Genomic DNA, 18,491 nt, shown 5'->3' on the forward strand with positions numbered 1-18,491 from the left:
TTTCCAACACGTCGGCGACGATCTGCAACCAGAACTTGGAGCGCGCCCCGCCGCCCGTCGCCAGGAGCTCCTTGGCCTCGGCGAGCGGCGTCATCACCGTAAGCGCGTCGCGCAGGCTGTAGGCGACGCCCTCCAGGACCGAGCGCACCATATCGCCTTGGCTCGTGGCCAAGCTCAGGCCGGTCCAGGAGCCGCGCAGCTCGGGGTTCATGTGCGGCGTGCGCTCGCCCGCCAGGTAGGGCCTAAAGAGCACGCCGTTCGCGCCGGGCGTGCTCTCGGCCGCCAGCGCCATCAGCGCGTCAAAATCCCGTTCGGGCGCGAACACGCTCCTGTACCACTGAAGGCTGCCCGCCGCCGCCAGCGTCACGCCGAGGAGATGATAGCCGCCGTCGGCGTGGGCGAAGAGGTGGACGCGGCCCTGGGGGTCGGGCGTGGGCTCCGTCAGCGGGACGAAGAGGACGCCCGAGGTGCCCAGGCTGACGCTGCCCCTATGGGGCCGGGTGCTCGACAGCCCCAGGCCGGTCGCGGCGGCGGCGTTGTCGCCCGCCCCGGCGATGACGGGCAGCCCTTCGGGCAGCCCTGTCGTCTGGGCGATGGCCGCTCTGAGCCCGCCGACCTCTTCGTGCGAGGCGACGACCTTGGGAAAGAGAGCAGGGGAGAGCTCAAGCGCCGCCAGGATCTCCTCGTCCCAAGTCTTGCGCGCCAGGTTGAGGCAGCCGACGCCCGAGGCGTCCGAGGGCTCGGTCGCCACGCTACCGGTCAGGACGAAGCCGAGGTAGTCCTTGGGCAGGAGGACATGCTCGGTGCGGGCGAAGTTCTCCGGCTCGTTCTCGCGCAGCCACAAGACTTTGGGGAGCTGGAAGCCGGTGATCGCCGGGTTGCCGGTCTTGGCGATGAGGGTCTTGCGCGCGACCTCCCTTTCGATGTCCCTGACCGCCTCAGCCGTGCGCTGGTCGTTCCAGAGGGGCGCGGGACGGACGACCTCGCTCGAAGCGCCCAAGGCGACCATGCCGTGCATCTGGCCCGACAGGCCGAGCGCCAGGACGCTGTGGCCTTGGAGCTTTCCGGCCAGCTCCTCGAGCGCCCCCAGCGTGGCGCTCACCCAGTCCGCCGGGTCCTGCTCGGTCCAGCCGGGCTTGGGGGTATGGAGGGGATAGTGCCCGCTCGCCTCGGCGGCGACCTCGCCTTCCGGCGTGACCGCCACCACCCGCACCCCGCTGGTGCCGAGGTCGAGGCCGAGCGCGACCCCAGTCTTTGTGGCCACTAGCGCGCGCCCAGGAGCAGCTCTACGGTGAGCTGGTCGAGCCTTTCCAGCCCCGGCCCGCGCCGCCCAAGCGCTTCGCGGTCGAAGCTGCGCTCCTTGAGCGCTGCGGCGTTTTCCCTCGAGTAGGTCTTGAGGGCCTCGAGCTCGTCGTCTTGAACCTTGTACGCCTCGAGCGCTGCCTGAATCTCGGCGTCCTGGTCAAACCTCTCCGCCTTTTCCTTGAGGATGAGGTAGGTGCGCATGCAGCCCTTGGCGAACTCCCACACCCCCGCCTCGTCCTCGGTTCTGAGGGCGTGGGCGTCGAAGTGGCGGGGGCCGTCGTAGCCCGAGCTTTCTAGGAGCTTGACGGTGATGAAGGCGGCCTTGAGGTTTTCCGCGCCGAAGCGCAGGTCCTGGTCGAAGCGGCTCATCTTCTGGTCGTTTAAGTCCACGTGAAAGAGCTTGCCCGCGTCCAAAGCCTGCGCGAGCGCGTGCGGAAAGGAGAGGCCGGCCATCGTCTCGTGGGCGAACTCGGGGTTGACGCCGACCAGCTCGGGCTTGTCCAGGGTGGCGATAAAGCCCAGGGCCGAGCCCACCGTGGGCAGGAAGAGGTCGCCGCGCGGCTCGTTGGGCTTGGGCTCGAGGGCGAACCTGTAGCCATAGCCCTGGTCCTCGGAATAGTCGCAGAGGAAATCGATGGCCTCGCGGAAGCGGGCCAGGCTGGCTAGGAGCTTGCCGCCCGCGTCCACCTCGGTCCCCTCGCGGCCGCCCCAGAAGACGTAGGTCTCGGCGCCCAGGTCCGCGCCCAGGTCCATCGCCCGCATCGTCTTTTGCAGCGCGTAAGCCCTCACCCGGGCGTCGGCGGAGGTGAAGGCGCCGTCCTTGAAGGCGGGGTCGGTGAAGAGGTTGGTCGTCGCCATCGGCACCTTCAACCCGTGGTCGTTCAGGGCCGTCTTGAACTCCCTGACGATGCGGTCGTGTTCTCCTGCACTGGCGTCAATGGGCACCAGGTCGTTGTCGTGGAGGTTGACGCCGTAGGCGCCCAGTGCCGCCAGCTTCTCCACGACGTAGGGTGCGGGGAGGGGTTGGCGCGTGGGTTCGCCGAAGGGGTCGCGGCCGACGTTGCCGACCGTCCACAGGCCAAAGGAGAATCTGTGTTCGGGTTTGGGTTGGTAAGGGCTCACCGTCTCACCGCGACCACTCGGCCGGCGTCCACTTCCGCTCGCTCTTGGCGCTCTCCACCGTCTTCTCGATAAAGTGGACGCCCCTTGCGCCGTCGTAGACGGTGGGGAAGTCGCGCTCGAGCGCGCCCGGCTCGCGGTCCTCCCGTTTCGCGCGGATGGTATCACCGGCGTTCTTGTAGATGTTGGCGAAGGCTTCGATAAAGGCCTCGGGATGACCCGTCGGCAGCCGCGTGGCCCGCTGCGCCGGCTCACAGAGGTAGGCGTTGCCGCGCTTCAAGACCTGCATGGGGCCCTCAAGGGGCTTGAACACCAGAGAGTTCGGGTCTTCCTGCTGCCAGCTGAGCGAGCCCTCGCTGCCGTAGACGCGAATCCGCAGGTCGTTTTCCTCGCCCGTCGAGATCTGCGAGGCGATCAAGACGCCCTTGGCGCCGCCCGCAAAGCGCAGCAAGAGGTTGCCGTCGTCGTCGAGCCTGCGGCCCGAGACGAAGGTGCTCAGGTCGGCGCAGATGTGTGACAGCTCGAGGCCGGTCACGGTGCTCACCAGGTTCTCGGCGTGCGAGCCGATGTCGCCGATGGCCCCGGCAATGCCCGAGCGTGACGGGTCGGTGCGCCACTCGGCCTGTTTGGAGCCCGAACCCTCGAGCTTGCCCACCAGCCAGCCCTGGTTGTACTCGACGATGACCTTGCGAAGCTCGCCCAACCTCCCCTGGCGGACCAGCTCCCGGGCCTCCTTGACCATCGGGTAGCCCGTGTAGTTGTAGGTGACGGCGAAGACGACGCCGGTCTTTTCGACCACCGCGATGAGCTTCTTGGCCTGCTCCGAGCTATGCACCAGCGGCTTGTCGCAGATCACGTTGAAGCCGGCCTCGGCAAAGGCGTGGGCGACAGGGAAGTGCAGATGGTTGGGGGTGACGATCGAAACGAAGTCGATTCTTTCATCCGCGGGGCGGGCCCGTTCGCGCTCGAGCATCTCCTCCCAGGAGCCGTAGGTGCGCTCGTCGGCTAGGCCGAGTTCCCGCCCCGACGCCTTGGCCTTATCTGGCGTCGAGGAGAGCGCGCCCGCTGTGAAAGCGATCTCGCCGTCCAGGGCGGCGGCCTTGCGGTGGACCGCGCCGATAAAGGCGCCCTGGCCGCCGCCGACCATGCCCATCTTGAGCTTGCCTACTCCGAGGCTGTCTTTACCTGCAACCATAGCATCCTTTCTTGGCGATCATCCCCGTCCCATCACCTTTGCCTGTGCCCGTTGCCGTAAGAGGATGAGGCGCCCACCTCGAGCGCCGGTGTCCTGCCGCAAAGGACCTGTTGCAAAGGACCTGTTGCAAAGGACCTCAGCGAGGGACCTTGTGATAGATGTCCGAGAAGGTCAAGGCGAGCTCCGGACAGGGGATGAGCACCGCCTCGCTTTCGCCGTACACGCGCTCTTCCCAACCGCTGGGCGTGCGGCCGAACCCCGTCACCGCACGCTGCCGGCTGTCTACGAGCAGGTAGAGGCGCAGGCTGCCGAGGGCGAGGTAGGCGAAGCGCTTTTCCATGCGGTCCTTTCGCGAGGTGGATTGACTCACCACCTCAACAATCACGCAGGGTTCGGTTTCGTAATAGTCATCGGCCGGCGGCGCGCACACCACCATCACGTCCGGGTAGTAGAAGAGCCCCTCTTCGACCCGAACCTTCATGTCGCTGGCGTACACGCGGCAGTCGGTCGGCGCCGCGGCATTGCCCAGGAGGCGCGCGACGTTGCCGGTGATGACGTTATGCGCCACACTGCCTCCCGCCATGGCGTAGACTTCGCCACAAACGTACTCGTGGCGCACTTCCGCGTCCTTTTCGGCCTCGAGATACTCCCCTGGGCTTACCGCCGTGATGAGTCGTGAAAGAGCCATAGCTTTATCCTAGCGGGTAGAAGGCGCCTTTGCTGCCGACCACGCCATCTTGAGCTTTGGGGTTCTCAAGGCGTCCTTGTCCGTGGCCATGCGCTACCTCGTTTCGAAGGCCGCGTCGAAGGCGGTGGCCGAGGGGGCGAAGTCGAGCTTCCTCACAAAGGCGGCCGATTCGGTCGCGCCGTGGACTCGGTCCATGCGGCCGTCCTCCCACTCGATGGAGAGCGGGCCGTCGTAGCCGATGTCGTTTAGGGCGACGATCACCTCCTCGAAGCGGATGTCGCCGCGGCCGACACTTCTAAAGTCCCAGTAGCGCCTGGGATCGCCAAAGGAGGCGTGCCCGCCGAAGACGCCGACCGCGCCGTCGCCGTGGCCCCACCAGGCGTCCTTCATGTGCGCGTGGTAGATGCGGTCATGAAAGACGCGGATGAACTTGACGTAATCGACGCCCTGGTAGCCGAGGTGGGAGGGGTCATAGTTGAAACCGAAGCGCCTGTGCCGCCCGACCGCCTCGAGGGCGCGCTCGGCTGAAGCGATGTCGAAGGCGATCTCGGTGGGGTGCACCTCGAGCGCGAAGTTCACGTCTACCTCTTCAAAGGCGTCCAGAATCGGCCCCCAGCGCTCGGCGAAGTCCCTGAAGCCCCTTTCCCAGTAGTCCTGGTTCGTGGGCGGAAAGGCATAGATCGAATGCCAGATGCTCGAGCCGGTAAAGCCGTTGACCACCTTGACGCCCAGCTTGGCGGCGGCGCGGGCGGTGTTCTTCATCTCCTCGGCGGCGCGCGCCCTCACGCCCTCCCCTTCGCCGTCGCCCCAGAGGCGTGCGGGCAAGATGCCTTGGTGGCGTTCGTCGATAGGCTGGTCGCAGACGCACTGGCCGACCAGATGGTTGCTGATGGCGTAGCAGCTAAGGCCGTGTCTTTCCAAAATATCGTGCCGGGACTGAAGATAGCCCTCGTCCGCTAGCGCCTTGTCTACCTCGAAGTGATCGCCCCAGCAGGCGAGCTCGAGGCCGTCGTAGCCCATCTCCTTGGCGAGGGGCGCGAGGTCGTCGAGGGGCAGGTCGGCCCACTGGCCGGTGAACAGGGTGACGGGTCGTGCCATGCTTCCTCCTAACGGGGTAGGGGCGCACGGCCGTGCGCCCCTACGTCCATAGAAGCTTTAGAAGGGCGAATCCGGGAAGTAGTACTGCGCGGCGTTCTCCTGGGTGATCAGCGGCGAACCGAGGATGTATTCGCCCAGGATCGGCGCGCCGCTCACGTAGTTGAGGGCGGTGACTTCCATGGCGGTGGCGATCATGGCGGGGGGGTAGAGCACATTGACCGGGACGAGCGCGTCGCCCTCCATCACCCGCTCGATCATCTCCCTCATGCCCGCGCCGCCGACGATGAACATCTCGCCCTCGCGGCCCGCCTGGCGGACGGCCTCGATGACGCCCAAGGCGATGTCGTCGTCCTGGGCCCAGACGGCGTCGATGTTGGGAAAGCGGGTCAGGAAGTCCTGCATGACGGTAAAGCCGTCGTCGCGGTTCCAGTTGGCGTACTCCATGCCCAAGACGTTGACGTTGGTGGGCTCGACCACCTCCATAAAGGCGTCGACGCGCTCGTTGTCGATGACGGTGGGGATGCCGCGCAAGACCACGATGTCGCCCTCGCCGCCCAGGGCCTCGACCATGTAGGCGGCGGCGACGCGGCCGAATTCGGGGTTGTTGCCGGCCACATAGACGTCTTGGATGGTGGGGTCGGCGAGGCCGCGGTCGACCACCGTGATGAAGATGCCCTGCGCCTTCAAGTTGGCGACGGGCTCGGTGAGCGGGTCGGACTCGAAGGGCAAGATGACCAGCGCGTCGATGTTGTGCACGGCGACCAGGTCTTCCAAATCGTTGGCCTGCTGAGCGGCGCTGCCGGCGGTGACGAGAACGATGTTGAGGTTGGGATAAGCCTCTTGCAGGCGCTGCTGGGCCTGCTGGGCGTGGTAGTTGACGCCGCCCGTCCAGCCGTGGGTGGCCGCCGGAATCGACACGCCGATGGTGACCTGCTCCTCTTGGGCTAAGCCCAGGCTGAAGAGGCTGGCTAGAGCGAGCGCGAGCGCGAAAATGCCTTTTTTCATGTAATCCTCCGTACCTTTACTCCGTGAATACTCCGTGAACCTTACTCCGTGAACCTTACTCCGTGAGCTCTGTAACTTGGCGGCTTGACTTTTCAACTTGGACTGAAGACGGCGTGGAACGGGCTCGAGGGTCTCTGTGGACCTTGGCTGAAAACCATCACCTCCTTAAAACATCATCACCTCCCAACTGCCTTGCCTTTGGCTAGTCTCCACGTGATGCCTAGTCTCCACGTGAGCGCGCGCTTCGTTGCAGGAGCACGGCCAGAATGATGATGACGCCCTGCATGGCGCCGTTCAAATACTGGCTGATCACGTCGGTCAGGTTCAAAATATTGCCGATGGTCGAGAGCATGATGGCGCCGACCACGGTGCCCCAGATGCGGCCGTAGCCACCCTTTAAGGCGGTGCCGCCGATGATCACCGCGGCGATGGCCTCGAGCTCCCACAAGACCCCGGTGCCGCCCGAGGCCGAGCCGAGCCGCGGCACGTAGATGATGGTGGCGATGGCCACGCACAGCCCCTGCAAGACGAAGGTGAGCGTCTTGACGCCGCTCACGTTGATGGCCGAGTAGCGCGCCACCTCCTCGTTCGAGCCGATGGCCTTGCAGTAGCGGCCAAAGCGGGTCCTGCTCAAGATGACGGAGCCGAGGACGGCGACGAGGGCAAAGATCCAGAGGGGGTAGGGGATCCCCAGCAACGAATCGTAAAAGACGGGCCGGTAGACGGCGCTGACGTCACGGTTGAGCGAGATGGTGCCGCCGTCGGCCAGGTAGGTGACCAAGGAGCGGTAGATGCCCAGGGTGCCCAGGGTGACGATAAAGGCCTCGATCTTGCCCTGGGTGGTGACCAGGCCGTTGATGAGGCCAGCCGCGAGGCCCAAGAGGACCGACACCGCCATGCCCAGCAGGACCGTGCTCCAGCCCGCGCCCAGCGTTTCCACGGCGACGTTCATCACCAGGATCATCGCGCCCGCGATAAAGGCGGCCATGGCGCCGACCGACAGGTCGATGCCGCCGGCGATGATGACGAAGGTGGCGCCGACCGCGATGATGCCGATAAAGGCGCTGCGGGTGAGGACATTTAGGATGTTGGCGCTGGATAAAAAGAGCGGGTTTAGGAGCCCGCCGATGATGAAGAGCAGGATGAGGGCCAGCAAGGGGCCGTAGGTGCCGATGTCTAAGCGCGCCATGGTTTTGCGAAAACTGCTGGTTGCTTGCATCTCAAGCTGCTCCTTTTAGACCCATAGCGTAGCGGACGATCTCCTGTTCTTCAAGCTCGCCCTCGCTCAGCGTGCCGGTGATGACGCCCGAGCGCATGACCACCACGCGGTTGGCGAGGCCGATGATCTCCTGCATCTCCGAGGAGATGAGCATGACCGACTTGCCCGCGCTCGTGAGCTCCTCGATAAAGTAGTAGATCTGGCGCTTGGTGCCCACGTCGATGCCCCGAGTGGGCTCGTCCAAGATGATGATCTCGGGCTCCAACTCCATGATCTTGGCCAGGACCAGCTTCTGCTGGTTACCTCCTGACAGCGTGCTGGCCTCGGTGCGCAGCTGAGGCACACGGATGTCGAAGTCTTGAACGGCCCCTTCAAGCGCCCTTTGCTCGCTTCTTTGGTTGATGAAGGGGCGGCTGTGTTTGTCCAGGGACAAGAGGGTGAGGTTGGGCCTGAGCAGCATGCTGGTAATGAGTCCTTTGCCCTTGCGGTCCTCGGTCAGGTAGACGATGCGGTGCTTGAGCGCGTCTTGGAGGTTGCGTATCCTGACCTCGCGGCCGCGGACGCGGACCGTTCCCTGGCTCGGCCGCAGCCCCAAGAGGCCCTCCATCAGCTCGGTGCGGCCCGCCCCGATGAGGCCGGCGAAGCCCAGGACCTCGCCCCGGCGCAACTCGAAGGAGGCCCCCTCGACCCAGCCCGGCACCTTGAGGTTGTCGACCGCCAAGACCACCTCATTGGCGCCGACATCGCGCTTTTTGGGGTACATGTCCTTGAGCTCGCGGCCGACCATCAGGGTGGCCATCTCGTCCTGGCTCAGTTCGGCCGTCGCCCTGGTGGTGATGAGTTTGCCGTCGCGCAGGACCGTCACCCGGTCGGAAATCTTCTTGACCTCGTCCAGCTTGTGGGAGATGTAGAGAATGGTGACGCCCGAGGCCTTGAGCCTCCCGATGAGGCGAAAGAGGATCTCGGTCTCGCTGCCGGTCAGGACCGCCGTCGGCTCGTCCATGATGAGGATGCGCGCCTGGCGGGAGACGGCCTTGGCGATCTCGACCATCTGCTTTTCCGAGACGGCCAGTTGGCGGATCCGGGTCCGCGGGTCGATCCTGGTCTCGAGCTCGCGTAACACCTCACGGGACTTCTCGACCATCGCCCGGCGGTCGAGAAAGGGGCCCTGGTGGCGCTCCTTGCCGAGAAAGATGTTCTCCTCGACGGTGAGGTCTTCGGCCAGGTTGAACTCCTGGTGGATCAAGATGATGCCCAGCCTCTCGCCCACGCCGCTGTCCGCAAGGGTGACGGCTTTGCCGTCCAGGCGGATCTCGCCCTCGGAAGGCTGATGGTAGCCCGAGAGAACCTTCATCAGGGTGGACTTGCCCGCGCCGTTTTCACCCAGAACCGCATGCACCTCGCCCTCGGCGAGCTCGAGGTCAATATCGAAGAGCACCCGCACCGGACCGAAATCCTTGCAGATCCCCCGCAGCTCGAGAATGGTGTCCGGCACTATCCTGTCGCCACCGCTCATTGAAGACCGCTAGGTAATTTCATGGTACATGGTAGTTTCATGACACATGGTTCGTGTAACCTTCAGGTCTGAACCGCCGGTTCGGACTCGGGAGAATTAAATTGACCATCTAACTAATTGCCAATATACGTTGCCGGCCGAGAGGATGTCAAGCGTTGCGCCAGTTCCCTGCGCCTTCAGCATGGGGTGTTCAGCATTCAGCATTAGGTGTGGCCGCGTGATGTATGCTTCCTCAGCGCCAGCTTTTCTCCAGGGTTGCTTGCAACTGGCTCAAGTGGTTCAGGTCATGCCCGGCCAAAAACCTGACCATCACGTCGACGTTCTCCACGCCGCGTTCGGGGTGGACGGCCTCGACAAGCCAGTCCTGGAGCGAGAAGCTCGCAAAGAGCGCGAGGTTCCAGGCGCGCAGGGCGCGGAAGGTCTCGAGCGCGAGGGAGGGCTCGAGCCGGGCGTAGCGCGCCGCCCACAGGTCCTGATCGAAGGGCTGCACCTGATGGCCGGGAACCGAGACGGCTTGGCGGAAGCGAAAGCCCATGGCCAACTCGACGTCGGCCAGGTGCGCCAAAATCTCCCTGGCGGTCCACTTGCCGGGGGCGTAGGCGCGTGCGAAGTCGCCTGGGCCGGCGCGCTCGAAGAGGTGCTCGAGCCGCCCGGGCGTCGCCGTCAGGACACCGATCGGGTCCTGGTCGCCGAGATAGCTCAAGATGCGTTCTAGGTAAGGGCTCATTCCTCCAGCCTATCGCGGACGCTCCTTGCGGAGCGCGCCGCGCGACGCTTTGCGGCTATAGTAGACGCATGAGCCAAACCCCTGAAATCGACGTCCACGAGACCCAAGCGCGTATGCAAGACGGCGCCCTCCTGCTCGACGTGCGCGAGCGCGACGAGTACGACGCCCTGCGCATCCCCGGCGCCACCCTCCTGTCCCTGTCCGAGTTTGAAGGCCGCTATGAGGAGCTGCCCCGGGACCAGGAGATCGTCGTCCACTGCCGCAGCGGCCGACGCTCCATGCAGGCCGCGGATTACCTCAACGAGCGTGGCTACAACGCCGTCAATGTCCTAGGCGGCATCCTCGCCTGGCAGGAGGCCGGGTTGCCGGTCGAAGAGGGTCAAGACGGCTGAAAAGGTAGGGACCACCTCGAGGAGGCTCGCACTTGTCAGCCAATGACCGCAACCTGCCGAAGTATCACGAACTGCTGAATCCGACACTCGAGGCCTTACACCGCTTGGGCGGCAGTGCTTCGATAGATGAACTTGTGGAAGCGATCGCCAAGGGGACAGGGCTTCCTCCAGAGGTGATTGAACTGCCCCACGGCGATGGTCGGCAGACGGTCCTCGAGTACCGTTTGGGATGGGCCAGAACCTACCTGAAAAAGTTTGGGTTGTTGACAAACTCCGAACGCGGCATCTGGGCTTTAACCTCGGAGGGGCTGAAAACTACATCCGTTGACACTTCAGCTGTGCGCAATAGTGTACGCAAGCAAGCGCGCCTCAAAAGGAAATCGCGGAATTCGGGAGAAGAACTGCAAGGTGGCGCCGAAGCGATGTCGGAGGCCAATGGCATATCAGAAGACAGCGAGGCTTGGCGCAACAAGCTTCGTCAGCTACTTTTGGATATCTCCCCCGATGCTTTCGAACGGCTGTGTCAGCGTCTGCTACGCGAGTCCGGTTTTATCCAGGTCGAGGTGACCGGGCGGGCGGGTGACGGCGGAATTGATGGGCACGGCGTGGTGAAAATCGCTGGTTTGCTCAGCTTTCCGGTCATCTTCCAGAGCAAACGTTATCGCGGCAGTGTCGGTGCGGGCGAGGTGAGAAACTTTCGTGGCGCGATGGTCGGTCGGGCAGACAAGGGTCTCTTTATCACCACGGGAAACTTTACTGTCAGCGCGTCTACCGAGGCTACCAGAGACGGGGCGCCACCTATCGACTTGGTCGATGGCGACCAGCTCATCGACATGCTCAAAGAGCTCAAGCTGGGAATCTCAACAAGACTCGTCGAGGTTGTCGAGGTCGATTCGGAGTGGTTTGAGGAGATTTAGCCAGACCAATCATCAGGATCTCGCCGCTTCTCTTGGGACCTCTTCGACAGCCGCCTCTACCAAACCAGCCTCGAGCCTCGTGACCTTTCCGTGCTGCAAGTGGACGAGCCTCAGTTCGGGCTCGACGGCCAAGGCCTCGCGAATCGCTAAGCGGTAGAGACCGAGTTGCACGAAGTAGCGCTCGGGCAGGTGCCGGTTACCATAGAAGGGCTCAACAGGCTTGTTCATCGCTCAGACTGTCCCGATACCCTGTTCGTGGTGCGAGTGACCTTGAACTTGTCGCGGAGAAGCTCGAGTGCTCCCCAGCCCCTTTAGCGCCAGCTTCCGACCTCCCGCCGCGAGTGGCGGCTCTCACCTTCTGGCAGGCATGCTTTGTCTGCTGTCTGGATCGCCTCGGCGAAGCGCTCGAGGACAAGGCTGCCTGAGACAGCGAGCACGAGCATCGTGTACACTGACATCGTGTACATGCTCGAAAGGCTTAGACCATGAAAAACATCACCCTTAGCGCCGACGAAAAACTGATCGAGGCCGCCCGCAAGCGCGCGCGGGCCGACCACACCACCTTAAACGAGCAGTTTCGCCGCTGGCTCGAGTCCTACGCACGGCGCAAGGAGCAGGCAGAGGAGGCCATGAGGGTGGTCAAAGAACTGCGCGGCAAACTGCGCACCGGCGGTCACAAGTTCACCCGCGAGGAGATGAATGAGCGCTGACTTCATCGACTCCAACGTCTTCCTCTACCTGTTCGATGAAACCGACCCCGACAAACGGCAGACAGCTGAAGCGCTCGTGCAAGGGGCGCTGGAGACCGGCACGGCCAGCATCAGCTTCCAAGTAATCCAAGAAGTGCTCAACATCCTCACACGCAAATTGGGGGCGGCCCCGGAGGATGCGCGGCGTTTTATGGAGCATATGCTCGTACCGCTGTGGCGGATTATGCCCAGTCAGGCACTCTACAGCCGTGCCCTCGAGCTTCAGGCTCGCTACGGGTTCAGCTTCTACGACTCCCTGATCATCGCCGCGGCCCTCGAGGGGGGCTGCACCCGGCTCTACAGCGAGGACCTGCAGCACGGCCAGCGCATCGAGCGTCTCGTCATCGAAAACCCTTTTCTGGAAGGCTGAACCGACATTCCGCTCCCCTCTGATTCAGAAACAAAGCTCTTCGTTCAACGATTCGAACCAAATTAATTACTTAGGAGCGCCAGCTTCCGAGCGCCCGGCGCGCGTCCACGATCTGCCCGAGGTGGTAGCTGTTGTGGTCGGCGACCAGGAAGACCTGGCGCAGATAGCTGCGCTCCTCGCCGTGGGGAATCTCGGCGCTGAGGTCGCGGCTCTCGTCCTCCACCAGGGCGATGACCGCCTCGAGGTCGCGCTCAAAGCCCGCCAACGTCTCCCGCCAGGCTTCCTCCGCGAGGCCCGCGCCGCCGGGCTCGGGCCAGTAGCCCTCCGGCCAGGGCGGCGAGGTCCAGGCGGGGTCCAGCGTGTAGCGAAGGATGTCCTCCTGGACAAGGCGCATGTGCTCGAGGAGTTCCCAGGCGGAATGCCCGCCGCCTGCCGGCCGCTTAGCGCGCAGCTCGGGCTCGAGGCCTTCGAGCGCGCCCGCGAGCGTCACGTGCGCCTGCCCGCCGCGCAGCAGCGCGACGAGGCTTTGACGTAGGATTTTGTCGTTCATCAAGCCTCTCTAGACGGCAAGCCCGTGCGGGGTGTGGGCTGTTCGAACGCGGTCACCGTAGCAGGGCTCATGGTGGGGCTCATGGTGGCGGGCCGGCTCGCCATGCGCACGAGTGCCCAAGCCAAGCCGGCCAGCATCAGCACGACGATGGCGAAGAGGATCAGGCGCACCACCGCCTGGCCGGTATGACGGACCTCGCCGGGGGCTTTCTCGTCGGGCTCCGCCATTTTCTCAGTCCCTCGCTTCGGTCCAGCTCACCTGCGGCTCGTTGCCCTCTTTCCACTTCACCGTGCAGCCGATCGCGTAGGTCTCGGGTTGGGCGACACCTTCGCCGGCCAAGAGCGACTCGAGGGCGTCCCTCAGGTCCTGCGACGTTACTTTGTCGGGCTCCTTGGCGCTGTCGTCGATGCGGCCGTGATAGGCGAGCTTGCGATCCCTATCGAAGACGAGGAGTTCGGGGGTGCGAAAGGTCCTGTAGGCCATCGCCACCTCCTGCGCCTCGTCGAAGAGGTAGGGGAAGGGCAGCTCGTGCTCGTCGGCAAAGGCCTGCATGGCCTCATAGCCGTCTTCGGGATAGCGCTCGGCGTCGTTCGAGTTGACCATGACGAAGCGCACGCCGCGGTCCTGGTAGTCGTTCGCCAGCCTCTTGAGCCGGTCTAAGTAGGCGACGACATAGGGGCAGTGGTTGCAGCCCTGGACGAAGACGAAGATCTCGCCGCCGAAGTCTTCTAAGCGGTAGTTCTTGCCGTCCACGCCCTTTAGCTGAAAGTCCGGGGCGGGGGCGCCGATGGGCAGCATGTCCGGGTGCGTTTTCATGCCCCATTATACCCCGCCCGGCCCCTGCTCCTTGTAACGTTCGCGGCTTTCATCGTTATGAGCCTCGAGCCGCTACACTGAAGCCATGACCTTTCTCGCCCCCCAGTTCCTGTGGACGCTCCTGGCGGTGCCGCTGATCGTCGCCCTGCACTTCGTCCGCACGCGGCGGCGCAAGGAGACGGTGTCGGCGCTCTTCTTGTGGCAACAGGCACGCGAGGCGGCGCAGCGAAAGCGGCGCTTCTCGGCGACCTGGCTCCTCCTCCTCCAGCTGCTCTTTGCCGGCCTGGCCGCCCTGGCCTTGGCGCGGCCCAGCCTGGTGACGGCGGCGGCGCCCGAGCGCGTCCTGGTGGTGGACGCGTCCGCCAGCATGGCGGCCAGGGACGGCGACGGAAGGAGGTTGGACAAGGCCCTCGAGGTCGCCGACGGGCTCCTGCGCGAGTCGGGTCGGGTGGCGCTGGTGCGGGCGGGCGAGGCGGCCACGCTCGTCCTGCCCCCGACGGGCGATCACGGCCGCGTTCGCCAGGCCTTGGAGGACTTCGTCGCCGTGGACGCCGAGAGCGACCTGCAGCGCGCCCTCGAGCTTGCCGAGGCGGTGGCGCCGGGGGCGAGCATTCACCTCCTGAGCGACAGCCCGCTGCCTTCGGGTGCGGACGCGCGGCTGCATCCGGTCGGGGGCGACGGGCAGAACGTCGGCATCACCGCCTTTGAGTTGCGCGGCGGCGAAGCTTTTGTGGCGGTTACCGGCAACAACGCCCGGCCCGAGAGCCTGCGGCTGGTGCTCGAGCGGGCCGGCGACGGCAGCGTGGTGAATGAAACGACCCTGCGGGTGTCGGCCTCGAGCCCGGCCGAGGTCCTGCTCACGGTGGGCGACGAGCCCGGCTTCTACCGCGCCCGCCTGGAGGTGCCCGCTTGGGACGCCCTCGAGCTCGACAACACCGCCTACGCCGGCAGCCGCGCCCTGCGCGTCTTGCAGGTGGGCTCCGCTAGCGCCGTCGAGCGCGCGCTGCTAGCCATGCCCGGGGTGGCCGGCGTGCGGGTGGTGGCCGCCTTGCCGGCGGCGGTGGGCGGCTTCGACGTGGCGGTCTTGGTGGGCGCGGCGGTCGAGACCCTGTCGCTGGAGACCCTGCCGCCCGGCCGCTACCTCATCTTCGCCCCGCCGCGCGCCCAGCCCAGCTACCGCAGCCTTATCGACTGGGACCGGGGTCACCCGCTCCTGCGCTTCGTGGACCTGACCGGGGTGGTGGTGGCGGCGGGCGACGAGGTGCCGCTGCCTGGGGCCTCGCGGCGCACGCTCGCCCAGACCGACACCCTCGAGCCCGCCATCGAAACGCTTCTTGCGCCCGGCCTCGAGGCGGTCTACCTGGCCTTTCACCCCTCGCAGACCGACCTCGTCAACCGCACCGCCTTTCCCGTCCTGCTCTACAACGTCGTCCAGTCCTTTCGCGGCGAGAACCGGCTGCCGCTCGGCAGCGTCTTGCCCGACGGGACGCGCGTCGTCAGCCCGGGGGTCTACAGCGTGGACGGCCAACCCTACGGCGTCAGCCTGCTGAGCGCCGAGCAGACGCGCCTGCCTGCCCTTCAGGCTGCGCCCGTGGTGGCGGAGGGTCCCGCCTTGGCGGAGGGCAGCCGCGCGCTCGAGTGGGCGCTCGTCCTGCTCGCCCTGGCGCTCGTCCTGCTCGTGGGCGAGTGGCTGTTGTGGGCGCGCGGCGCCAGCCCCTGGGCGTCGAGAACCTGAGGGCGGAACCTGGCGAAAGGGAATGTCCGCTGCCGCAAAATCTCTCCTTCGCGCCGGGTGTTACACTGCCACGACTGTTGCCATGACACTGTTGCCATGACGCTGTTACACTGCCGCGACTACATTGCCATGACAAGGCCAAGACGGCGGCACTGGCCGCACGGAAAGGAGCACGATGAACATCTACAAGCTCATCGGACGAAACGTGGACATCTCGGACGCCATGCGCAGCTATGCCGAGGACAAGCTCAGCAAGCTGAACCGCTTTTCCGACCAGATCATCGACGTCAAGGTGGTCATGTCCTACGCCGCCAGCGAGGGCGTGGCCGAGCCCGCTCGCGTCGAGGTGCAGGTCAATGTGGCAGGCGGCCTGGTCCGCGCCGAGGAGAGCGGCAAGGACTCGTACGCCGCCATCGACAAGGTCGTCGACAAGCTCGAGCGCCAGCTCAAGAAGTTCAAGGGCCGCATGATGAGCAAAAGGAGCGAGCCCGCGCCCGCCTTCGAGGAAGCCGAGGTCGCCGAGCGCGAGCCGGAGATCGTCCGCATCAAGCGCCACGTCCTGCGCCCCATGTCTCCCGAGGACGCGGCCCTGCAGATGGAGGCTCTAGGCCACGCCTTCTTCGTCTTCCGCAACGCCGAAACCGAGGACATCAACGTGCTCTACTTGCGCAACGACGGCGACTACGGCCTCATCGAGCCGGGAGCTTAGGGGCTAGGGCTGGGGTCTTGTCTTTTCCCCAACCCCCAACCCCTACTCCGCGGGGGTGCCGCTCGGCAGGCTGTAGAGAAAGAGCAAGGTGGCGACGTCGCGCTCGGAGACAACGCCGCTGGGGCTGGCGCTCATGGCGTCGCCAGGGTAGGGGCTGCGGCCCAGCAGGCCCAGGGCGTGGCCGACCTGAAGGAGAGCGAAGCGATGAAGCGTCGCTTCGTCCCGGCTGGGGTCCAAGGTGATGCTGGTCGTCCTGAAGCGGTAGAGGCCGTTGGTGATCGACCAGCGGTACTGGTAGCTTCCCGCCGCAGAAGGCTCGAGCCTCTGCCACCTCACCTCGAGGCTGTCGGCGCCCGGCTCCGCCACGAAGTCAAAGGAGACGAGGCCCTCCGCTGCCTCTTGCCAGGCTTCAAAGGCCGCGCGCACCGTCTCGGCGGCCGTCGGGTTTGCCTCCTCGCTCTCCGGCTGGGGGATATGGACCTCGATGGGGATATCCTCCGGCAGGTAGTGCAGAAAGCGGGCGACGCCGCCGGTGTCCTCGGGCCGGCTGGCGTTGTGGTTCAAGTAGCTGGTCTGGGCATAGCTGCTCAGCAGGCCCGCCAAGAGCAGGCTCAACAGGATTGATTTCATGATCCTCCTTCTGGGCCGCGTGAGCCGCGGCACGCTTACGCTACCGCCCTAGGATGAGTCCGCGCTGACGCGTCGCCGAGGGCGCTAGCGAGGCGGCGAGGGTAGCGGCTTGGCGAGCTGCCGCGCCAAGAGCACGCCAAAGGCGAAGCCGGCGATGTGCGCGAACCAGGCCACGCCGCCCTGGCTGGCGGTGCCGGCAAAGAAGCCCGCTGTGCCCTGAAAGAGCTGGATAAAGGCCCAGTAGCCCAGGTAGAGCCAGGCGGGCAGCCACAGGAGGAAAAAGGGCGGGATGAAGGTGAGCACCCGCTGGCGCGGAAAGAGCACGATATAGGCGCCCAGGACCGCGCTCACCGCGCCCGAGGCGCCGACCATGGGGACGGCCGAGCCCGCTTCGACGAGGCCGTGCAGGAGGGCGGCGACGGCGCCGCCGACGAGATAGAAGATGAGAAAGGGCCCGTGGCCGAAGCGGTCCTCGACGTTGTCGCCGAAGACCCAGAGAAAGACCATGTTGCCGGCGATGTGAGGGAGGTTGCCGTGCAGGAACATGGAAGAGACGAGGCGCCAGCCCTCGCCGGCGGGGTCGCTGAAGAAGAGCCGGGGGATAAAGCCGTAGTCGAAAAAGATGCGCTCGCCCCTGGGCAAGAGCCAGAAAAAAATCACCACGTTGAGGGCGACGAGAAGCCAGTGGACGTAGGCGGGGCCGTGGCGGGGGTTGGCGTCCTTGAGCGGGAACATGGCTCAGGATAGCACCGGCGCGGGAGCCGGGATAAAAGCTCGTTCTACCTTAGGGCTGCGCGCGCCTCGAGCCGATCTCGAGTTCCTGGCGCAGCTTGACGACGCTGTCGGCGGCGTAGACGCCGCGCAGCATGACGCCGCTGTAGGCGACCGTCCTGGGGCCGATCAGGGTGCCGGGCGCGACCACGGCGTTGCAGCCTATCGAGACCTCGTCGCCGATGGCGCCGCCGAACTTGCGCAGGCCGGTGTCCTGCCCGCCGCTCTTGATGAGGTTGGCAAAGGCGCTCATGTTGGCGATCTTGACGCCCGCGCCTAAGTTGCAGCCCGCGCCCAAAATCGCGTCGCCGACGTAGTTGAAGTGCGGCGTCTTGGCTTCGCCAAGGAGGATGGCGCGCTTGATCTCCGAGGCGTGGCCGACCTTGGCATGGGCGTCCAGAATCACGCCGCCGCGCAGGTAGGCGCCGTGGCCGACCTCGGCGCCCGGCCCAATCCAGGCGGGCCCCTCGACCAGGGCGCCGGGGCCGATGCGGGCGCCCTCGGCTAAGTAGACCGCGCCCGTGACCACGGCCGCGCTGTGGACGCTGCCCAGCCGCTCGTCAGCAAGCCCTTCCAAAAAGGCGTCGAGGCGCGCCAGCGCCCGCCAGGGCAGGGGGTCGGCGAACAGGTCGCGGAGGACGGGGGAGACCCTGCCTAGGTCGAAGAGGTCCTGGGTGTGGAGCATGCTGCCATTCTACGCTCGCGCTGTCCGGCCAGCGTCCCGTCTCGCCGGCACGACCCACTCCTAGAGCAGGGAAATTCGGGTAGAGTCTTGTCGTGGGACAGCCTTACCACCTCATCGTCAACCCGGTGGCCGGCCGGGGCTTCGCCGCTAGAGCCAGAGCGCAAGTCGAGTCGTTCTTCGCCGAGCGCGGCCTGAGGCTCGAGGTCCACGCGACGGCCTACCCCGGCCACGCTCATGAGCTCACCGCCGCCCTGCCCCAGAGCGCTTGCGTCTTGGCGCTCGGCGGCGACGGCAC

23 protein-coding genes are annotated in these 18,491 nt (G+C 65.5%); 7 read left to right on the forward strand and 16 right to left on the reverse strand.

Annotated elements, in window-relative coordinates; all coding sequences use genetic code 11:
- The 9 genes from xylB to M3498_09840 form a co-directional block, all read right to left on the reverse strand.
- The coding region (xylB, locus tag M3498_09800; GenBank protein MDQ3459575.1) for a xylulokinase at positions 1 to 1,264 on the reverse strand (1,264 nt) is incomplete at its 3' end.
- Positions 1,264 to 2,427: a xylose isomerase gene (xylA, locus tag M3498_09805; protein ID MDQ3459576.1), complete on the reverse strand. Its 1,164-nt coding sequence runs from the start codon at positions 2,425 to 2,427 to the stop codon at positions 1,264 to 1,266. The genes xylA and xylB, both read right to left, overlap by 1 nt.
- A gap of 4 nt (positions 2,428 to 2,431) precedes the next feature.
- Positions 2,432 to 3,619 (reverse strand): Gfo/Idh/MocA family oxidoreductase, encoded by a 1,188-nt coding sequence (locus M3498_09810; GenBank protein MDQ3459577.1) that lies wholly within the window; start codon positions 3,617 to 3,619, stop codon positions 2,432 to 2,434.
- A gap of 136 nt (positions 3,620 to 3,755) precedes the next feature.
- The gene (locus tag M3498_09815) at positions 3,756 to 4,307 is read right to left on the reverse strand and encodes a Uma2 family endonuclease (protein ID MDQ3459578.1); all 552 of its coding nucleotides are present in this window, start codon (positions 4,305 to 4,307) and stop codon (positions 3,756 to 3,758) included.
- A gap of 93 nt (positions 4,308 to 4,400) precedes the next feature.
- Complete coding sequence (locus M3498_09820; protein ID MDQ3459579.1) at positions 4,401 to 5,405, reverse strand: sugar phosphate isomerase/epimerase; 1,005 nt, start codon at positions 5,403 to 5,405, stop codon at positions 4,401 to 4,403.
- Between the two features lie 57 nt (positions 5,406 to 5,462).
- On the reverse strand, positions 5,463 to 6,410 hold the full coding sequence (locus tag M3498_09825; protein ID MDQ3459580.1) for an ABC transporter substrate-binding protein: 948 nt from the start codon (positions 6,408 to 6,410) through the stop codon (positions 5,463 to 5,465).
- A gap of 220 nt (positions 6,411 to 6,630) precedes the next feature.
- Positions 6,631 to 7,629: an ABC transporter permease gene (locus tag M3498_09830; GenBank protein MDQ3459581.1), complete on the reverse strand. Its 999-nt coding sequence runs from the start codon at positions 7,627 to 7,629 to the stop codon at positions 6,631 to 6,633.
- A gap of 1 nt (position 7,630) precedes the next feature.
- Positions 7,631 to 9,124, reverse strand: a complete 1,494-nt coding sequence (locus tag M3498_09835) for a sugar ABC transporter ATP-binding protein (GenBank protein ID MDQ3459582.1) — start codon at positions 9,122 to 9,124, stop codon at positions 7,631 to 7,633.
- A 253-nt stretch (positions 9,125 to 9,377) separates the two neighbouring features.
- Entirely contained in the window at positions 9,378 to 9,872 is a 495-nt protein-coding gene (locus M3498_09840) for a DinB family protein (GenBank protein MDQ3459583.1), read from the reverse strand.
- 68 nt (positions 9,873 to 9,940) lie between these two features.
- Between M3498_09840 and M3498_09845 the strand changes: the two genes are divergently transcribed.
- Positions 9,941 to 10,264, forward strand: a complete 324-nt coding sequence (locus M3498_09845; protein MDQ3459584.1) for a rhodanese-like domain-containing protein — start codon at positions 9,941 to 9,943, stop codon at positions 10,262 to 10,264.
- Positions 10,265 to 10,296: 32 nt separating this feature from the next.
- The gene (locus tag M3498_09850) at positions 10,297 to 11,181 is read left to right on the forward strand and encodes a restriction endonuclease (protein MDQ3459585.1); all 885 of its coding nucleotides are present in this window, start codon (positions 10,297 to 10,299) and stop codon (positions 11,179 to 11,181) included.
- A gap of 12 nt (positions 11,182 to 11,193) precedes the next feature.
- On the opposite strand, the gene M3498_09855 is transcribed toward M3498_09850, so the two are convergent.
- Positions 11,194 to 11,409: a hypothetical protein gene (locus M3498_09855; GenBank protein MDQ3459586.1), complete on the reverse strand. Its 216-nt coding sequence runs from the start codon at positions 11,407 to 11,409 to the stop codon at positions 11,194 to 11,196.
- A 257-nt stretch (positions 11,410 to 11,666) separates the two neighbouring features.
- Between M3498_09855 and M3498_09860 the strand changes: the two genes are divergently transcribed.
- Together M3498_09860 and M3498_09865 are read left to right on the forward strand one after the other, a co-directional pair.
- Positions 11,667 to 11,891: a hypothetical protein gene (locus M3498_09860; GenBank protein MDQ3459587.1), complete on the forward strand. Its 225-nt coding sequence runs from the start codon at positions 11,667 to 11,669 to the stop codon at positions 11,889 to 11,891.
- The gene (locus M3498_09865) at positions 11,881 to 12,300 is read left to right on the forward strand and encodes a PIN domain-containing protein (GenBank protein MDQ3459588.1); all 420 of its coding nucleotides are present in this window, start codon (positions 11,881 to 11,883) and stop codon (positions 12,298 to 12,300) included. Before M3498_09860 ends, M3498_09865 begins: the two co-directional genes overlap by 11 nt.
- 70 nt (positions 12,301 to 12,370) lie before the next feature.
- Here the strand turns inward: M3498_09865 and M3498_09870 are convergent, their stop codons facing one another.
- Genes M3498_09870 through M3498_09880 form a run of 3 tightly spaced genes read right to left on the reverse strand, consistent with a single transcriptional unit; the run spans position 12,371 to position 13,666 of the window.
- A complete protein-coding gene (locus M3498_09870; protein ID MDQ3459589.1) occupies positions 12,371 to 12,850 on the reverse strand; it encodes a DinB family protein in 480 nt (159 codons plus the stop codon).
- Complete coding sequence (locus M3498_09875) at positions 12,850 to 13,077, reverse strand: hypothetical protein (protein ID MDQ3459590.1); 228 nt, start codon at positions 13,075 to 13,077, stop codon at positions 12,850 to 12,852. The genes M3498_09870 and M3498_09875 overlap by 1 nt, the downstream gene beginning before the upstream one ends.
- Positions 13,078 to 13,081: 4 nt before the next feature.
- A complete protein-coding gene (locus M3498_09880; GenBank protein ID MDQ3459591.1) occupies positions 13,082 to 13,666 on the reverse strand; it encodes a thioredoxin family protein in 585 nt (194 codons plus the stop codon).
- Positions 13,667 to 13,751: 85 nt separating this feature from the next.
- On the opposite strand from M3498_09880, the gene M3498_09885 reads away from it, so the two are divergent.
- Together M3498_09885 and raiA are read left to right on the forward strand one after the other, a co-directional pair.
- A complete protein-coding gene (locus M3498_09885) occupies positions 13,752 to 15,401 on the forward strand; it encodes a BatA and WFA domain-containing protein (protein MDQ3459592.1) in 1,650 nt (549 codons plus the stop codon).
- A gap of 175 nt (positions 15,402 to 15,576) precedes the next feature.
- Positions 15,577 to 16,110: a ribosome-associated translation inhibitor RaiA gene (gene raiA, locus M3498_09890; GenBank protein ID MDQ3459593.1), complete on the forward strand. Its 534-nt coding sequence runs from the start codon at positions 15,577 to 15,579 to the stop codon at positions 16,108 to 16,110.
- 42 nt (positions 16,111 to 16,152) lie between these two features.
- On the opposite strand, the gene M3498_09895 is transcribed toward raiA, so the two are convergent.
- The 3 genes from M3498_09895 to M3498_09905 form a co-directional block, all read right to left on the reverse strand.
- Positions 16,153 to 16,740, reverse strand: a complete 588-nt coding sequence (locus tag M3498_09895; GenBank protein MDQ3459594.1) for a hypothetical protein — start codon at positions 16,738 to 16,740, stop codon at positions 16,153 to 16,155.
- Positions 16,741 to 16,824: 84 nt separating this feature from the next.
- Complete coding sequence (locus M3498_09900; protein ID MDQ3459595.1) at positions 16,825 to 17,475, reverse strand: rhomboid family intramembrane serine protease; 651 nt, start codon at positions 17,473 to 17,475, stop codon at positions 16,825 to 16,827.
- A 49-nt stretch (positions 17,476 to 17,524) separates the two neighbouring features.
- Positions 17,525 to 18,196 carry a glucose-1-phosphate thymidylyltransferase gene (locus M3498_09905; GenBank protein ID MDQ3459596.1) on the reverse strand — a complete coding sequence of 224 codons (672 nt, stop codon included), beginning with the start codon at positions 18,194 to 18,196 and terminating at the stop codon, positions 17,525 to 17,527.
- A gap of 92 nt (positions 18,197 to 18,288) precedes the next feature.
- On the opposite strand from M3498_09905, the gene M3498_09910 reads away from it, so the two are divergent.
- Positions 18,289 to 18,491: acylglycerol kinase family protein (locus tag M3498_09910; protein MDQ3459597.1), on the forward strand; the 203-nt coding region annotated here is incomplete at its 3' end.

This window comes from Deinococcota bacterium, assembly GCA_030858465.1.
Lineage (GTDB): Bacteria > Deinococcota > Deinococci > Deinococcales > Trueperaceae > JALZLY01.

Coding starts and splice junctions, on each gene's coding strand:
- M3498_09810 (MDQ3459577.1), bottom strand. CDS start 3,619: ATGGTTGCAGGTAAAGACAGCCTCGGAGTAGGCAAGCTCAAGATGGGC.
- M3498_09815 (MDQ3459578.1), bottom strand. CDS start 4,307: ATGGCTCTTTCACGACTCATCACGGCGGTAAGCCCAGGGGAGTATCTC.
- M3498_09820 (MDQ3459579.1), bottom strand. CDS start 5,405: ATGGCACGACCCGTCACCCTGTTCACCGGCCAGTGGGCCGACCTGCCC.
- M3498_09825 (MDQ3459580.1), bottom strand. CDS start 6,410: ATGAAAAAAGGCATTTTCGCGCTCGCGCTCGCTCTAGCCAGCCTCTTC.
- M3498_09830 (MDQ3459581.1), bottom strand. CDS start 7,629: ATGCAAGCAACCAGCAGTTTTCGCAAAACCATGGCGCGCTTAGACATC.
- M3498_09840 (MDQ3459583.1), bottom strand. CDS start 9,872: ATGAGCCCTTACCTAGAACGCATCTTGAGCTATCTCGGCGACCAGGAC.
- M3498_09845 (MDQ3459584.1), top strand. CDS start 9,941: ATGAGCCAAACCCCTGAAATCGACGTCCACGAGACCCAAGCGCGTATG.
- M3498_09855 (MDQ3459586.1), bottom strand. CDS start 11,409: ATGAACAAGCCTGTTGAGCCCTTCTATGGTAACCGGCACCTGCCCGAG.
- M3498_09860 (MDQ3459587.1), top strand. CDS start 11,667: ATGAAAAACATCACCCTTAGCGCCGACGAAAAACTGATCGAGGCCGCC.
- M3498_09865 (MDQ3459588.1), top strand. CDS start 11,881: ATGAGCGCTGACTTCATCGACTCCAACGTCTTCCTCTACCTGTTCGAT.
- M3498_09870 (MDQ3459589.1), bottom strand. CDS start 12,850: ATGAACGACAAAATCCTACGTCAAAGCCTCGTCGCGCTGCTGCGCGGC.
- M3498_09875 (MDQ3459590.1), bottom strand. CDS start 13,077: ATGGCGGAGCCCGACGAGAAAGCCCCCGGCGAGGTCCGTCATACCGGC.
- M3498_09880 (MDQ3459591.1), bottom strand. CDS start 13,666: ATGAAAACGCACCCGGACATGCTGCCCATCGGCGCCCCCGCCCCGGAC.
- M3498_09885 (MDQ3459592.1), top strand. CDS start 13,752: ATGACCTTTCTCGCCCCCCAGTTCCTGTGGACGCTCCTGGCGGTGCCG.
- raiA (MDQ3459593.1), top strand. CDS start 15,577: ATGAACATCTACAAGCTCATCGGACGAAACGTGGACATCTCGGACGCC.
- M3498_09895 (MDQ3459594.1), bottom strand. CDS start 16,740: ATGAAATCAATCCTGTTGAGCCTGCTCTTGGCGGGCCTGCTGAGCAGC.
- M3498_09900 (MDQ3459595.1), bottom strand. CDS start 17,475: ATGTTCCCGCTCAAGGACGCCAACCCCCGCCACGGCCCCGCCTACGTC.
- M3498_09905 (MDQ3459596.1), bottom strand. CDS start 18,196: ATGCTCCACACCCAGGACCTCTTCGACCTAGGCAGGGTCTCCCCCGTC.